The 15974-nt window shown below is 72.5% G+C and carries 12 protein-coding genes; 9 read left to right on the plus strand and 3 right to left on the minus strand.

Annotated features, from left to right (window positions below; genetic code table 11):
• Window positions 1-65: 65 nt before the first annotated feature.
• Window positions 66-494 carry a PPOX class F420-dependent oxidoreductase gene (locus ACFY6S_RS00795; RefSeq protein ID WP_388828738.1) on the plus strand — a complete coding sequence of 143 codons (429 nt, stop codon included), beginning with the start codon at window positions 66-68 and terminating at the stop codon, window positions 492-494.
• A gap of 56 nt (window positions 495-550) precedes the next feature.
• Entirely contained in the window at window positions 551-1150 is a 600-nt protein-coding gene (locus ACFY6S_RS00800; RefSeq protein WP_388828735.1) for a class I SAM-dependent methyltransferase, read from the plus strand.
• 180 nt (window positions 1151-1330) lie between these two features.
• Here the strand turns inward: ACFY6S_RS00800 and ACFY6S_RS00805 are convergent, their stop codons facing one another.
• The 3 genes from ACFY6S_RS00805 to ACFY6S_RS00815 form a co-directional block, all read right to left on the minus strand.
• Window positions 1331-1801 carry a GNAT family N-acetyltransferase gene (locus ACFY6S_RS00805; protein ID WP_388828731.1) on the minus strand — a complete coding sequence of 157 codons (471 nt, stop codon included), beginning with the start codon at window positions 1799-1801 and terminating at the stop codon, window positions 1331-1333.
• Window positions 1802-1924: 123 nt separating this feature from the next.
• Complete coding sequence (locus ACFY6S_RS00810; RefSeq protein WP_388828728.1) at window positions 1925-2107, minus strand: hypothetical protein; 183 nt, start codon at window positions 2105-2107, stop codon at window positions 1925-1927.
• A 69-nt stretch (window positions 2108-2176) separates the two neighbouring features.
• Window positions 2177-3292 (minus strand): acyl-CoA desaturase, encoded by a 1116-nt coding sequence (locus ACFY6S_RS00815; RefSeq protein WP_388828725.1) that lies wholly within the window; start codon window positions 3290-3292, stop codon window positions 2177-2179.
• Window positions 3293-3624: 332 nt separating this feature from the next.
• On the opposite strand from ACFY6S_RS00815, the gene ACFY6S_RS00820 reads away from it, so the two are divergent.
• The 7 genes from ACFY6S_RS00820 (at window position 3625) to ACFY6S_RS00850 (ending at window position 15880) form a co-directional block, all read left to right on the plus strand.
• Window positions 3625-6534 carry a DEAD/DEAH box helicase gene (locus tag ACFY6S_RS00820; protein WP_388828722.1) on the plus strand — a complete coding sequence of 970 codons (2910 nt, stop codon included), beginning with the start codon at window positions 3625-3627 and terminating at the stop codon, window positions 6532-6534.
• Window positions 6531-7886, plus strand: coding sequence for an SWF or SNF family helicase (locus ACFY6S_RS00825; protein WP_388828719.1), 1356 nt, complete (start codon window positions 6531-6533; stop codon window positions 7884-7886). The genes ACFY6S_RS00820 and ACFY6S_RS00825 overlap by 4 nt, the downstream gene beginning before the upstream one ends.
• 215 nt (window positions 7887-8101) lie before the next feature.
• Window positions 8102-9391: a GAF domain-containing protein gene (locus tag ACFY6S_RS00830; RefSeq protein ID WP_388828716.1), complete on the plus strand. Its 1290-nt coding sequence runs from the start codon at window positions 8102-8104 to the stop codon at window positions 9389-9391.
• 164 nt (window positions 9392-9555) lie between these two features.
• The gene (locus ACFY6S_RS00835) at window positions 9556-11025 is read left to right on the plus strand and encodes an aldehyde dehydrogenase family protein (RefSeq protein WP_388828713.1); all 1470 of its coding nucleotides are present in this window, start codon (window positions 9556-9558) and stop codon (window positions 11023-11025) included.
• A gap of 65 nt (window positions 11026-11090) precedes the next feature.
• Window positions 11091-12587 (plus strand): APC family permease, encoded by a 1497-nt coding sequence (locus tag ACFY6S_RS00840; protein WP_388829152.1) that lies wholly within the window; start codon window positions 11091-11093, stop codon window positions 12585-12587.
• A 28-nt stretch (window positions 12588-12615) separates the two neighbouring features.
• Window positions 12616-14193, plus strand: a complete 1578-nt coding sequence (locus ACFY6S_RS00845; RefSeq protein ID WP_388828710.1) for a GMC family oxidoreductase — start codon at window positions 12616-12618, stop codon at window positions 14191-14193.
• A 163-nt stretch (window positions 14194-14356) separates the two neighbouring features.
• Window positions 14357-15880: an aldehyde dehydrogenase family protein gene (locus ACFY6S_RS00850; RefSeq protein ID WP_388828707.1), complete on the plus strand. Its 1524-nt coding sequence runs from the start codon at window positions 14357-14359 to the stop codon at window positions 15878-15880.
• Window positions 15881-15974 lie beyond the last annotated feature (94 nt).

Below are 15974 nucleotides of genomic sequence, written 5' to 3' on the forward strand. Positions count from 1 at the left end.
CGGAGCCCGGTGTGTCCGACGAGCCTCGTATCGCGCCGGATCCCCCGTCGGCGGAAAATGTGGCCATGGCGACAAACATGAGCACGGACGAGTGGAAGACCTTCGTCTCCACCGGCACGCGTACCGGGAAACTGTCCACCGTACGGGCCGACGGAAGTCCGCACATCGCGCCCATCTGGTTCGTCCTGGACGGCGACGATCTTGTCTTCAACACCGGCAGGACGACCGTGAAGGGCCGGAACCTGCTGCGGGACGGCCGGGTGGCCCTCTGCGTGGACGACGAATGCCCGCCCTTCTCCTTCGTCGTGATCCAGGGCCGGGCCGAGACCGACGAGGACCCGGAACAGCTGCTCACCTGGTCCACCAGGATCGCCGCGCGGTACATGGGCGAGGAGCAGGCGCGGGAGTTCGGCCGGCGCAACGCCGTGCCGGGCGAGCTGGTGGTGCGGGTGCGGATCGAGAAGGTGTCCGCGATCGCGGCGGTGGCCGACTGACCGACCGGTGCCCGACCGCCGGACGAGCCGGGGCGCGCAGGGAGCATCATGTCCCCATGGCTCATGACCACACCCATGTGCAGGAGTTCTTCGGCGCCCGCGCGGCGGACTGGGACCGGCGCTTCCCCGACGACGGTCCCGCGTACGCCGCCGCCGTCGCCGCGCTCGGACCGCGCCCCGGCGACACCGTGCTGGACGCGGGATGCGGCACGGGACGCGCCCTGCCGCCCCTGCGGGAGGCGGTGGGCGAGCGGGGGACGGTGCTGGGCGCCGATCTGACCCCGGCGATGCTGGACGAGGCCGTAAAGGCGGGCCGGGACCGCAGCGGACGGCTCCTGCTCGCGGATGTGACGCTGCTGCCGCTGCGCGACCAGGCGCTGGACGCGGTGTTCGGCGCGGGACTGATCGGGCATCTGCCGGACCCCGGGCGGAATCTCGGTGAGCTGGCCAGGGTGGTACGGCCCGGCGGCCGGCTCGCGCTCTTCCATCCGCTCGGCCGTGCCGCGCTCGCCGCACGGCAGGGCCGGCGGCTCACGGACGACGATCTGCGGGCCGAGCACCGGCTGCGCCCGCTGCTGGCGGCCGCGGGTTGGCTGCTGGAGTCGTACACCGACGAGGACTCGCGCTTCCTGGCCCTGGCCGTCCGCCGCGGCTGACCCGTCCACCAGGATGCCCGCCGCGGCTGACGGCCGAGGAATGTGACGACGGGGGGCGCGGGGCCCGAGGAGGGCCTCCGCCCGAGCCGGCCGCGCCGGGCCGTCCGAGCGGGCCCCGGCGTGCGGACCGCCCGGCCCTCCGGCGCACCTGGCCGCACCCCGCCTCACCCGGCCGCGCCGCTACAGCACCTTCGCGAAGAAGATGCTTTCCGGGTCGTCGCGATACGTCCCGAAGGCGTCCGTCGGCACGTAGCCGCTGGAGACGTAGAGGGCGACCGCCTCGGCCAGCAGGTCACCGGTCTCCAGGACCATCCGCATCCGCCCCGCCTCCCGCGCGCTCTGCTCCAGAGCGGCCAGGATCCGGCGGGAGAGCCCCCGACCGCGCGCCTCGGGGACCACGAACATCCGCTTCAGTTCGGCGTCACCGCGCGCGTACCCCTCCTCCTTCGCGTCCTGGGAGCGCCATCCACCGGAGGCCACGGGCGCGTCCGCGTCGTATCCGAGGAGGTAGATCCCGTTCGGCGGGGCGAAGTACGCGGCTCGCAGAGGCGTCACATCGCCGGATCCGTACCTGCGGGTGTACTCCGCCTGCGCCTGGTCGCCGAGGTCGACGGCGTGGGGGTGGTCATAGGAGACGGGGTGGATTTTCACGGTTCACCACCCTACGCACCGCGGATACCCGGCATGCCTCGCGGGGCCGGGACCACGTCCCGGCCCCGCACACGCCCGGGCCGGGACGTGGTCCCGGCCCGGGCGACTCACCGGCTCACCCGCTCAGCGGCCGACTTCCTTCCGGTTGATCCGGCGCAGTCTGCGGCGCTGCGACGGGTCCAGCAGCAGAGAGGCGGCTGCCGGTAGTGCGATCACCACCAGCAGCGCGAGCCAGAAACCGATCAGTGGCCACAGAAGAAGGCCCACGGCCACTCTCCCGATGGCGAACTTCGCGTTTGTCGACATCTCTTTACGCCTCCCCTGCGGCCCGGCCGCTCCTGCTCGATGAACGTGTCCGACCGTCCGGCAGTTCCGCTATGCGCCGGCGCGCAGCGGTTCGCCGACCTCGTGCAGATGGCCGAGTGCCTGGCGGTACGACTCGATCAGACCGGTCTCGGTGTACGGGAGCCCCAGCGTACGGCAGTGGGCCCGTACCAGCGGCTGGGCGAGCCGCAGGTGGGGGCGGGGCATGCTGGGAAAGAGATGGTGTTCGATCTGGTAGTTCAGGCCGCCGAGGAACCAGTCCGTGAGGGCCCCGCCCCTGATGTTCCGTGAGGTGAGGACCTGCCTGCGCAGATGCCCCCAGTCGTCGCTGTTCTCGGGGTCGGGCATCTCCATGCCCTTGTGATTGGGGGCGAACGCCATCCCGAGATGGAGACCGAGCAGCATCTGGTGGATCAGGGCGAAGACAACGGCCTGGCCGACGGTCAGCGTGGTGAGCAGCAGCGTCGCGTAGCCGGCGACATGCGCCACCAGCAGCCCGCCCTCCACCGCCCGGCGGCGCCGGGGCATGCCGTCGCTCTCGCGGGACAGGACGGCCTGGAAGCCGTACACCTTGAGGGCGATCCCCTCCAGGGTGGTCAGCGGGAAGAACAGCCACGCCTGGTGCCGGGTGAGCCAGCGCCGCACTCCGGTACGGTCCCCGGTCTGCCGCTGGGTGAAGACCAGGATGTCGGCCGCGACATCGGGGTCCTTGTCGACGTGGTTGGGGTTGGCGTGATGCCGGTTGTGCTTGTCGTTCCACCATTCCTGGCTCATACCGAGCAGCAGATTGGCATGGACGAGCTGGACGAGGCGTCCCCTCTTCCGGTCGGCGGTGATCTGCGCATGTCCCGCGTCATGGCCGACGAACGCCATCCGGGCGGACAGGACCGCCAGGGGCGGGGCCAGCAGCAGCGTCCACCACGAGGGGCCGAGCAGCACCATCGCGGCGACGATCGCGGCGAGCAGCAGCAGATTGACGGTGATGCCCCGGAGGTACCAGCCGGGCCGGCGCTCCAGGAGACCCTGCTCCCGCACCGTCCGCAGAAGCGGGGCGAAGTCGCTGCCGCCCCCGCGCACGGCCGTGGGTCCGGGCGCTGCTCCGGGCTCCGGAACGGACGCGGGCTCGGGTACGGGCTCCGCGACGGGGGCTGTGGCGGTTCGGGGCATGTCTGTCTCCGGTCTGTCGGCAGGGCAGGGCTGGGCTAGGGCGCGTCGGGGTGGCAGGACGGGAAGAGGAATAAGGCGGGAGCGGGGCGCGCGGACCGCGCTCGACCTCTTGAAACGTACGGTGGCGCGGCCCGGCGGACCATGAGGCAATCCCCCCGAACCCATGGGGGGTTCACGGGAACCGGGGGTGTCGCCGAGTGCACCGGCGCGGGGGGCCTCGTGGGGAGGGCGGGCGCCGGGTCTCCGGGGCGCGGGGCCCGCACGACCGCGCGCATGGGGTACCCTCGGCCGCCTCTGCTCGCAGTAGTCAAACTTGAGGAGTGCATTTCTCCGTGCGCGGACTCCCCGTGGCGACACTCTCCGCAATCGCCGGACCGGTCGGCGGTTCCACCGTCTTTCTGCCCGCGGACCCGGCCCGGGCGGGCAGAATCGCCTACTGGCACCCCGCCGGTGCGGGACCACCGTCCCGGCCGGGCTCCCCGGAGTGCTCCCCGGCTCGGGCCGGGGAGGAGCTGGTGATCGTCGACGCCGAGGGCCGTCTTCGCACGGTCGAGGCGCTGTCGATGCCGGTGGCGGCGGCCCTGCCGCTTCTCACCAGGGGGCGCACCTCGGCGAACGCCTCGCCTTCGGCCGCCTTCTGGGGCTCGGCCGCACTGCTCGCGCTGCGACTCGCCGCCCGGGGAAGGCTGCTGCCGGGCCTCACCGCCTCGGGTCACGACGCGTGGCGGGCCGGGCCGCTGGACGCGGAGGACCTCGACCGGATCCGTACGCTCGCGGCCTCGATGCCGCCGGGCGCGCACGCCGTTCCGGTGGATGCCTCGGGCCCCGGTCCTTATCTCCTTCCGGAGCCCGAACGGCTGCTGCGGGACTTCCTCGACGCGGTGATCGACGGGCTGCCGCGCACCCCCGCCGCGCCGACCGTCACGGGCGGCCCGGCCTTCACCGCCGTGCCGCCCCGCCGTTTCCCCGCACTGCGCGGCTGGGCCGACGACGTGGCGGCCGGTCATGACGCGGGCGTACGGCTCTCGCTCCGTGTCGAGCTGCCCGGCCTCACGGACACCGATCCGCCCGGCGGTGGGCCGGCCACGCCCCCGGCCGCCTTCCGCGCCGTGCTCCAGATGCACAGCGTCAGTGATCCGACGGCCGTCGCGGACGCGCGCGCCGTGTGGTCCGGCTCGGCGGGGCCGGCCTTCGGCGCGCGCGCCCGGACGGACGCCCTGCTGGCCCTGCACCGGGCCGCCCGCGCCTGGCCGCCCCTGGCGCCGCTGCTCTCCGCCGCCGTGCCCGACGCGATCGAACTCGCCGACGAGGACATCGCGGAGCTGCTCGGTGAGGCGACGCACACGCTCGCCGCGACCGGGGTCCGGGTGCACTGGCCCCGGAACATGGCGCGGACGCTCAGCGCGAGCGCGACGCTCGGCCTCCCCGGCGCCGGGGAGGCCGCGAGCGCCCCGGCTGCCGACCGGACCGGCAGCGGTCTGCCGTCCTTCCTCTCCGCCGACGCCCTGCTCTCCTTCACCTGGCAGTTCGCGCTGGGCGACCTGCGTCTCGACCGCGCCGAGCTGGACCGGCTCGCCGAGGCGAGCCGCCCCGTCGTCCGGCTGCGCGACCAGTGGGTGCTGATCGACCCGGCACAGGCACGCCGCGCCCGGGAGAGCCGGGACCGCACCCTCACCCCGGTCGACGCGCTCGAAGCCGTCCTCACCGGTTCCACCGAGGCCGACGGCCGCCGGGTGGAGGTCCACGCCACGGGCGCCCTCGCCGGTCTGCGCGACCTGCTCGCCGACCCCGAGCGCGCGGAACAGCGCGTCGGTCAGCCCGCCGCGCTCGCCGCGACCCTGCGGGACTACCAGCTGCGCGGCCTGAACTGGCTGCACCGCATGACCTCGCTCGGGCTCGGCGGCTGCCTCGCCGACGACATGGGGCTGGGCAAGACCATCACCCTCATCGCGCTCCATCTGCTCCGCGCGACCGAGCCGGCGACGGCGGGTCCGACCCTGGTCGTCTGCCCCGCCTCGCTGATGGGCAACTGGCAGCGCGAGATCGAAAGGTTCGCCCCTGGCACCGCCGTACGCCGCTTCCACGGCGCGTCGCGCACCCTGGAGGCCCTGGTGGACGGCGAGTTCGTCCTCACCACGTACGGCACGATGCGGCTGGACGCGGCGAGGCTCGCCGCCACCGACTGGGGCCTGGTCGTCGCCGACGAGGCGCAGCACGTCAAGAACCCGTACTCCGCGACCGCCGGGCAGCTGCGCACCATCGGCGGTCGCGCCAGGGTCGCGCTCTCCGGCACGCCCGTCGAGAACAACCTCTCCGAGCTGTGGGCTCTCCTCGACTGGACGACCCCCGGCCTCCTGGGCCGCCTCGGCACCTTCCGTACGCGCTACGCCAGGTCCGTCGAGAGCGGCGAGGACCCGGCGGCCGCCGAGCGGCTCGCCGCCCTGATCCGGCCGTTCCTGCTGCGCCGCCGCAAGTCCGATCCGGGCATCGCGCCCGAGCTGCCGCCGAAGACCGAGACCGACCGGGCCGTCTCTCTCACCGGGGAGCAGGCCGGGCTGTACGAGGCGGTGGTACGGGAGACACTCGCGGCGATCGCGGAGGCGGACGGCATCGAGCGGCGCGGGCTGATCGTCAAGCTGCTGACCTCGCTCAAGCAGATCTGCAACCATCCCGCGCAGTATCTGAAGGAGGAACAGCCGCGCCTCGCGGACCGTTCCGGCAAGCTGGAGCTGCTGGACGAGCTGCTCGACACCATCCTGGCGGAGGGCGCGAGCGTGCTGGTCTTCACCCAGTACGTACGGATGGCGCGGCTGCTGGAGAGACATCTGACGGCGCGCGGTGTGCCGACGGGCTTCCTGCACGGGGGCACCCCGATTCTTGAGCGCGAGGCCATGGTCGACCGCTTCCAGAGCGGCGGGATCCCCGTCTTCCTGCTGTCGTTGAAAGCGGCGGGCACGGGACTCAACCTCACCCGGGCCGAGCATGTCGTGCACTTCGACCGCTGGTGGAATCCCGCCGTGGAGGCACAGGCGACGGATCGCGCGTACCGGATCGGCCAGGACCGCCCCGTGCAGGTGCACCGGATGATCACCGAGGGCACGATCGAGGACCGGATCTCCGAGATGCTGGCGCGCAAGCAGCGGCTGGCCGACGCCGTGCTGGGCTCCGGCGAGGCCGCCCTGACCGAATTGACCGACGCCGAACTGGCGGATCTGGTGGAGTTGCGAGGGGGCGCCCGATGAGCGGTACGGACCGTACGGCCGACGACGAGGTGCGCACCTTCGCCGCGGCACCGCCCGCCCGGGGCCGGGGTTTCGCGGTCACCTGGTGGGGCCGGGCCTGGCTGAAGGCGCTGGAGGACGCGGCGCTGGACGGCGGGCAGCTGCGCGCGGGACGGGCGCGGGCCAGGGAAGGCGCGGTCGGCGCCGTCTCGGTGCGGCCCGGCCGGATCACCGCTGTGGTCAGGGACCGGGACGGCTCCGCACACCGCAGTGACGTACTGCTGCGGCGGCTGACCGACGAGGAGTGGGACCGTTTCGTCGCGATGGCCGCCGACCGGGCGGGCCACGTCGCGGCGCTGCTCGACCGGGACATGCCGCCGCATCTGGTGGAGGACGCGGCGAGCGCGGGGGTGGAACTGCTGCCCGGCCTGGGCGATCTGGAGCCGGAGTGCGGCTGCGAGGCGTGGGACCACTGCGCGCATTCCGCCGCGCTCTGCTACCAGTTGGCGCGGCTGCTGGACCAGGACCCGTTCGTGCTGCTGCTGTTGCGCGGCCGGAGCGAGCGCGGTTTCCTCGACGCGCTCCAGCGGCGCGGGGCGCCGGTGGACGACGGAGCGCCGGCGGACGGTGGCACACCGACGGGCAGCGGATCCCCTGCCGGGGTGGACGCGGTGACGGCCTTCGCCGCGCGGGACATACTGCCGCCGCTGCCCGCTCCCGGACCGCTGCCACCGGAGCCGGGACAGCCGCCGTCGCTGGACACCGGGAAGGCTCCGCCGGACGGTGTGGACACGGAGGCACTGGGGTTCCTGGCCGCGGCGACGGCGGCGCGTGCGCTGCGGATGCTCTCCGACGCGCTCCGTCCGGACCACGGACAGCAGCCGGTGGAGCAGGAATTGACGGTACGTCAGGACTGCGTACGGCTCGCCGCCGCCGCACCTCCGGCCGCCGGGCGGACCGTGGGGCACCCCACCGCGTCCCTCACCGGACGCCTCGCGGCGGGCGCCGGACCGGCACCCGAGGAGCTGGACCCGGCGGTGCGCGCGTGGCGGTACGGGGGCGCCGAGGCGCTGGCCGTGCTCGACGGGGAGTGGGCCCCGGACACCGCGGCCCTCCTCCGGGCCGAGGCGGCCCTCGGCGCGGCCTGGGAGGAGGGCGACCGCCCGGCCCTGCGCCACGCCGGCGCGGGTCGCTGGAATGCGGCCGGGGCGCCGCCGGAGCACGTTCCTGCGCAGCTGCGGTACGGGCCCGACGGGCGCTGGTGGCCCTACCGGGAGGAGCGTGGCCGGTGGGTCCCGGCGGGGCCGGGCGACCACGATCCGGCGGCGGCTCTGGCCGCGGTGACCGCTGTGGCGGCCGAGTCGGCCGAGTGATCCGGGCAGGGTGCGGTGCCGGGGGCGCCCGGGGTGTGCTTCGGCCGATCGGGTGACCGGCGGCCCCTGGGTCACGGGGCTCGGAGGCCGGCGCATCCCCGGCCCTCCTCCTCCCGCTCCCCCGTCCCGCCCGTCCCGGCCCGCTCCTCGGCCGGGCGTGTCCGGGGCCGCCGACGTGCACGCGCGCTTGCCCCGTCCGGCCGACCGGAGCGACGATGTTCCCTTCCGCGAGGTGCGACCGGGAGGCGCCGTTGACCGACACCTGGGTGGCGCTGGAGGCGGGCGCCGATCCGGCGCGGCGCCGGGGAGCGCTGCGCCGGGCCTACGAGTCGTACGCGAACGCGGGGCTGGTCGAGCGGCCGGTCCGCCCGGTGGTGGCGGACTCCTGGCGGCGTTCGGCGCGGGCCCGGGTGCACCCCGAGGGGACAGCGCAGGTGGAGCTGCCGGACGACGAGCTCGCCGCCTACCGCGACGCCCATCCGCTGTCCCGGGTGATGCCGCTGTTCCGGGAGCTGATGGGCGGTTACGCCCTGGACGGCGAGCACCTCATGGCGGTGTGCGACGCGCACGGGCGGCTGCTGTGGGTCGAGGGGCACCGGGCGACCCGGCTGCTGGCCCGCCGGATGAACTTCGTACCGGGAGCGCGCTGGGCGGAGGCGGCGACCGGGACGAACGCGCCCGGCACGGCGATCGCCGTCGACCGGCCCGTACAGGTCTTCGCAGCCGAGCACTTCCAGCGGCCGGCGCATCCCTGGACCTGCGCGGCGGCGCCCGTCCACGATCCGTGCACCGGCCGGCTGCTGGGCGCGGTCGACATCACGGGCGGCGACCGGCTCGCCCATCCGCACAGCCTCGCCTTCGTCGGCGCGGTGGCGCGGGCCGCCGAGTCGCAGCTCGCCCTGGCCGCACCGGCGCCGGCGGCCGGGACCGTACGTCTGTCGGCGCTGGGCCGTGACGGCGCGCTGCTCGTGGCGGACGGACGGAAGGTGGGGCTGAGCCCCCGGCACAGTGAGATCCTCACCCTGCTGGCGCATCGCCCCGACGGGGTCACCGGGGACGAGCTGCTGGTGGAACTGTACGAGGAGGGATCGGTCACACCGGTCACCCCGCGCGCCGAACTCTCCCGGCTGCGGGCACTGCTCGGGCCGGGGCTGCTGTGTTCGCGTCCCTACCGGCTGGCCGGGCCCGTCGACGCGGACTTCGACGTCGTGGCCCGCCATCTGGCGTCCGGGGCCCTGACCTCGGCGATGGGCGCGTACACCGGGCCGCTGCTGCCCGGCTCGCAGGCGCCGACGGTGGTACGGCTGCGCCGCCGTCTGGCGGACCAGCTGCGGGCGGCGCTGATCGCCCGGCGCGACCCGAGGCTGCTGGCCGACTGGGCCTACAGCCCGTGGGGCGAGGACGATCTGCCGGTGTGGCGGGCGCTCGCCTCGGCCCTCCCCGTGCCCCAGCGCCCGGCGGCGCTCGCGCGGGTACGCGAACTGGACGCCTGGCAGCGCCGCTGACACCGCACCCGCCGCTGCCCGTCCGTCCCCCACGACCGCCCACAGGCGGATGCGGACATATCTCCTTAGTGTCGGTGGATGGAGCATCCCGGCGCGGTCCGGCGACCGGCGGGAGCGTGCCGGAGCGCTCCGCCCGATTCCACGGCCGACCCGGAGGAGCCGTCATGCCGGAGCTGTTCATCGGTGGCACCTGGACCTCGGCCGCGGGCGGGGGCACCCGTGAGATCCGCTGTCCCGCGGACGGTTCCCTGGTGGCGACCGTGGACGAGGCCGGGCCCGAGGACGCGGCCGCGGCGATCGGCGCGGCCAGGGAGGCGTACGACCGCGGCCCGTGGCCGTCGACCCCGGCGGCCGAGCGCGGCAGGCTGCTGTCGCGCGTCGCCGACCTGCTGGAACGCGACAAGGCTGTACTCGCGAGAGCCGAGTCCCTGGACACCGGGAAACGGCTCGTGGAGAGCGAGTACGACATGGACGACATCGCGAACTGCTTCCGCTACTTCGGTGCGCTGACGGCCGCCGGCGGCACGGACCGGGTCGTCGACACCGGGGACCCGGGAGTGGACAGCCGGGTGGTGCACGAGCCGGTCGGTGTGTGCGCGCTGATCACCCCGTGGAACTACCCGCTGCTCCAGACCGCGTGGAAGGTCGCCCCCGCGCTCGGGGCGGGCAACACCTTCGTCCTCAAGCCCAGTGAGCTGACCCCGCACACGGCCGTTCTCCTGATGCGGCTGCTGGCCGAGGCGGGGCTGCCCGCCGGGGCCGCCAATCTCGTCCTGGGCACGGGAGCGTCCGTGGGGGCGCCGCTCACCGAGGATCCCCGGGTCGATCTGGTGTCGTTCACCGGCGGTCTGGTCACCGGGCGGCGCATCATGGCCGCCGCCGCGCCGACCGTGAAGCGGATCGCTCTGGAACTGGGCGGCAAGAATCCCAACATCGTCTTCGCCGACGCCGACTACGAGGCGGCGGTCGACTACGCCCTGACCGCGATCTTCCTCCACTCGGGACAGGTCTGTTCGGCCGGGGCGCGGCTGCTGGTCCAGGACGAGCTGCACGACGCGTTCGTCGGCGACGTGGTCGCCCGGGCCCGGCGGATCCCCTTGGGCGGCCCCTTCGACGAGCACGCCCGTACCGGGCCGCTGATCTCCGCGGCGCACCGCGCCAAGGTCGAGGCGTATGTCGCGGCCGGTGTCGCGGAGGGCGCGGTGCTGCGCTGCGGCGGCGCCCGGCCCGACGACCCGGCGCTGCGCGACGGGTTCTACTACCTGCCGACGGTGCTGGACGAGTGCACGCCCGGGATGTCCGTCGTACGGGACGAGTCCTTCGGCCCGGTGCTGACCGTCGAGCGGTTCCGCGACGAGGACGAGGCGCTCGCGCTGGCCAACGACACGGTGTACGGACTGGCCGGCGCGGTCTGGTCGGGGGATGTCGGCCGGGCGCACCGGGTGGCCGCGCGGCTGCGCGCGGGAACCGTATGGATCAACGACTTCCAGCCGTACGTACCGCAGGCGGAGTGGGGCGGGATGAAGCAGTCCGGCTTCGGCCGTGAGCTGGGCCCGGCGGGGCTGGCCGAGTACCAGGAGACCAAACACGTATGGCGTAACCTCGCCCCGAAACCGCTGAGGTGGTTCGAGTGAGCGGAGCCGGCGAGGGCCCCTCGAATCCGCCCGATCCCCCGTCCGTCCCTCCGACCGCGGAAGAGATCCAGGGCCAGGACGACGACCAGGGGCTCAAGGACTTCGGCTACAAGCCCGAGCTGAAGCGCACCCTCGGCAACTTCCACACCTTCGCCGCCGGGATCAGCTACATCTCGATCCTGACCGGCACGTTCCAGCTGTTCTACTTCGGCGTCAAGTTCGCCGGGCCCGGCTACTGGTGGTCGTGGCCGATGGTCTTCCTGGGGCAGTTGACGGTGGCGCTGTGCTTCTGCGAGCTGGCCGCCCGCTACCCTGTCGCCGGTTCGGTCTACAACTGGTCGAAGAAGCTCGGCGGACCGCATGTGGGCTGGCTCGGCGGCTGGATGATGGTGACGGCCACCATGGTCTCCCTCGCCGCCGTCGCGCTCGCCTACCAGATCACGCTGCCGCAGATCTCCGGCGTCTTCCAGTTCGTCGGCGACGGGCGCGGGGCGACGGACGCGGCGAAGAACGCCGTGCTGCTGGGCAGCGTTCTGATCCTCTTCACCACTTTGGTCAACGCCTTCGGGGTGAAGCTGATGGCGCGGATCAACTCGGCCGGAGTGATGATCGAGCTGATCGCCGCCGTCGTGCTGATCGGTCTGCTGGCCGCGCACATCACCCGGGGACCGTCCGCGGTCGTCAGCACGAACGGATTCGGCAGCGGCGAATCGCTCGGCTACTTCGGCGCGTTCCTGACCGCCTCACTCGCCTCCGCGTATGTGATGTACGGATTCGACACGGCGTCCTCGCTCGGCGAGGAGTCGCACAACCCGAGCCGCAACGCGCCGCGCGCGATCCTGCGGGCGCTCATCGCGTCGTTCCTGATCGGTGGGCTCATCCTGCTCTTCGCGCTGCTGTCCGTTCCGGATCTGCGCTCCAAGAGCCTGTCGGCGGACGGGCTCCAGTACGTGGTGCTCTCCACCCTCGGCCCGACCGTCGGCCAGATCGTGCTGTGGTGCGTGGTCGTCGCCATCACGGTGTGCGCGCTGGCGGTGCAGGCGGCCGGTATCCGGCTGGCGTTCGCGATGGCCCGGGACAACTGTCTGCCCGCGTCCTCGCTGATCGCCCGGGTCAGCCCGCGTTTCGGTACGCCGGTGGTGCCCGCGATCTTCATCGGGATCGTGGGGATCTGCATTCTGGTGATCAACATCAATCAGCCGCAGATCTTCTCGGTGATCACCAGCATCGCGATCATCATGATCTACGTGGCCTATCTGCTGGTCACCACACCGATGCTGATCCGTCGGCTGCGCGGTGACTGGCAGCCGGCCGAAGGGCACTTCTCGCTCGGCCGGTTCGGGCTTCCCGTCAACATCCTGGCCGTGCTGTGGGGGCTGGCCATGTCGATCAACCTCGCCTGGCCGCGTCCCGAGGTCTACAACGCGACCGGCCCGCACCACTGGTATCTGCGCTGGGGCGCCTTCCTCTTCGTGGGCATCGTCGCGGTCGGCGGCTTCGCCTACTACTGGTTCGTCCAGCGCGGGCGCACCGGAACGCTCGAATCCCACCGTTCCCACTGAACTTCGGTCCCACTGAACTGGAGCAGCGATGACACCGACACCGGCGGACAACACGGTCCACACGTTCGACTACGTGGTGGTCGGGGGCGGAACGGCCGGATCGGTGGTCGCGGCGCGGCTGAGCGAGGACCCTGATGTCAGCGTCTGTGTGCTGGAGGCGGGCCCCTCGGACGTGGGGGACGAGAGCATTCTGCGGCTGGACCGGTGGATGGCCCTGCTGGAGTCGGGCTACGACTGGGACTACCCGGTGGAGCCGCAGGTCAACGGCAACAGCTTCCTGCGGCACGCCCGCGCCAAGGTGCTCGGCGGCTGTTCGTCGCACAACTCCTGCATCGCCTTCTGGGCGCCCGCCGAGGACCTCGACGAGTGGGGCGCGCTGGGCTGTACGGGCTGGAGCGCGGCGGACTGCTTCCCGCTCTACCGGCGGCTGGAGACCAACGACGCGCCCGGGGACCACCACGGCCGGTCGGGACCGGTCACCATCAGGACCGTACCGCCGAACGATCCGTGCGGCCGGGCGCTGCTGGCCGCGTGCGCCGCGACGGGGATTCCCGTCACCCCGTTCAACACCGGTACGACGGTGGTGCGCGGCGCACACTGGTTCCAGATCAACGCCCGCGAGGACGGCACCCGTTCGTCGGCCTCGGTGTCCTATCTCCACCCGGTCCTGGGGAGCCGGCCGAACCTGGAGATCCGTACCGGGCTCCAGGCCCAGCGCCTGACGTTCGACCGGAGCGGGCGGTGCACGGGCGTCGAGTATCTGGAGCCGGACACGATCCACACGGGCGCGGTGGCGGCGCGGCGCGAGGTGATCGTCTGCTGCGGTGCCATCGACTCGCCGAAGCTGCTGATGCTGTCGGGCATCGGCCCCGGCGGGCATCTGCGCGACAACGGGATCGACGTACGGGTGGACTCCCCCGGGGTCGGCTCGCACCTCCAGGACCATCCGGAAGGCGTGATCATGTGGGAGGCGAAGCGCCCCATGGTCACCGCCTCCACACAGTGGTGGGAGATCGGGATCTTCACCGACACGGAACCGGGCCTGGACCGGCCGGATCTGATGTTCCACTACGGTTCGGTCCCCTTCGACCTCAACACCTACCGGCGCGGCTATCCGACCACGGACAACGCGTTCTGCCTCACCCCGAACGTCACCCGGGCCCGGTCGAGGGGGACGGTACGGCTGCGCAGCCGCGACTTCCGGGACAAGCCGGAGGTCGATCCCCGCTACTTCACCCACGAGCACGACATCCGGGTGATGACCTACGGGCTGCGGCTGGCCCGGGAGATCGCCGGCCGGGAGGAGATGGCGGAGTGGACCGGGGCGGAACTGGCGCCGGGGCCGTCGGCGCGCTCCGACGAGGAGCTGTTCTCGTACATCCGTGCCACCCACAACACGGTCTACCACCCGGCGGGCACGGTACGGATGGGGCCGCCGGGCGATCCGGACTCACCGCTCGATCCGTCGCTGCGGGTCAAGGGAGTCGACGGACTGCGGGTGGCGGACGCGTCGGTGATGCCTTTTCTGCCCACGGTCAATCCGTGTATCACCACGATGATGATCGGCGAGAAGTGCGCCGATCTGATCAGAGCCACTCCGTCCTGATCGAACACGGTCCCCCCTGCACCGCGCCTCCCTCCTGATCCGGCGTCCCGCTCCTGATCCGGCCCGCCGCCGCTCGGGCAACGCGCTCGCAACGTACGGGTGCCTAACGTGCGGGCGGGCGTCGCCCAACGGCGGGCGGCGCGGAATTCGGGAGGCCACGGAGATGACCCGGTACACAGCGCCCGGCAGTGCGGGCGCCATCGTCTCGTTCGAGTCCCGTTACGACCACTGGATCGGCGGGGAGTACGTTCCGCCGGCCCGCGGCCGGTACTTCGAGAACCCCAGCCCGGTCAACGGGCGCCCCTTCACCGAGATCGCCCGCGGCACCGCCGAGGACGTGGAACGGGCGCTGGACGCGGCGCACGGTGCCGCGCCCGCCTGGGCACGGACGTCCGCGACGGACCGGGCCGGTGTGCTGAACCGGATCGCCGACCGGATGGAGGCGCATCTGGAGGAGCTGGCGGTCGCGGAGAGCTGGGAGAACGGCAAGCCGGTCCGGGAGACCCTGGCCGCCGACATCCCTCTGGCCATCGACCACTTCCGCTACTTCGCGGGTGCGCTGCGGGCGCAGGAAGGGACGCTCAGCGAGATCGACGACGACACCGTCGCGTACCACTTCCACGAACCGCTGGGCGTGGTGGCCCAGATCATCCCCTGGAACTTCCCGATCCTGATGGCGTCCTGGAAGCTGGCACCGGCCCTGGCCGCGGGCAACGCCGTCGTCATCAAACCGGCCGAGCAGACCCCGGCCTCGATCCACCTCTGGATGAGTCTGGTCGCCGATCTGCTGCCGCCCGGCGTCCTCAACATCGTCAACGGCTTCGGCCCCGAGGCGGGCAAACCGCTGGCGTCCAGTCCGCGCGTGGCGAAGGTCGCCTTCACCGGGGAGACCGCGACCGGGCGGCTGATCATGCAGTACGCCTCGGAGAACCTCAAACCGGTCACCCTGGAACTCGGCGGCAAGAGCCCGAACCTCTTCTTCGACGACGTATGGGCTGCCGACGACGACTTCCGCGACAAGGCGCTCGAAGGCTTCACCATGTTCGCCCTCAACCAGGGCGAGGTCTGCACCTGTCCCTCGCGCGCCCTCGTCCAGAGCGGCCACTACGGCGACTTCCTGAAGGCCGCCGTGGCCCGTACGGAGGCCATCGTGCCCGGCCACCCGCTGGACACGGCCACCATGATCGGGGCGCAGGCGTCCGGCGACCAGCTCAAGAAGATCCTCTCGTACCTGGACATCGGCCGGGAGGAGGGCGCCAAGTTGCTGACGGGCGGTGAACGCGTCGAGTACGACGGCGAACTGGCGGGCGGCTACTACGTCCAGCCCACCATCTTCGAGGGCCACAACCGGATGCGCGTCTTCCAGGAGGAGATCTTCGGCCCCGTCCTCGCGGTCACCTCCTTCAGCGACTTCGACGACGCCGTCAAGACAGCCAACGACACCCCGTACGGCCTCGGCGCCGGCGTCTGGACCCGCGACAGCAACACGGCCTACCGCGCGGGCCGCGCGATCCGGGCGGGACGTGTCTGGACCAACTGCTACCACGCCTACCCGGCCCACGCGGCGTTCGGCGGCTACAAGCAGTCGGGGATCGGGCGCGAGAACCACCGGATGATGCTGGACCACTACCAACAGACGAAGAATCTTCTGGTCTCGTACTCGCCGAAGAGGATGGGCCTCTTCTAGACGTCGAAGGAGGGCGCCTGACCAGGTGTTTCACCTGTCGGGCGCCCTCCTTGGCGCGCATCCGAGCCACGGGGCGAAGTGCGGAGTGATTCCC

Source organism: Streptomyces sp. NPDC012835, from assembly GCF_042900885.1.
GTDB lineage: Bacteria > Actinomycetota > Actinomycetes > Streptomycetales > Streptomycetaceae > Streptomyces.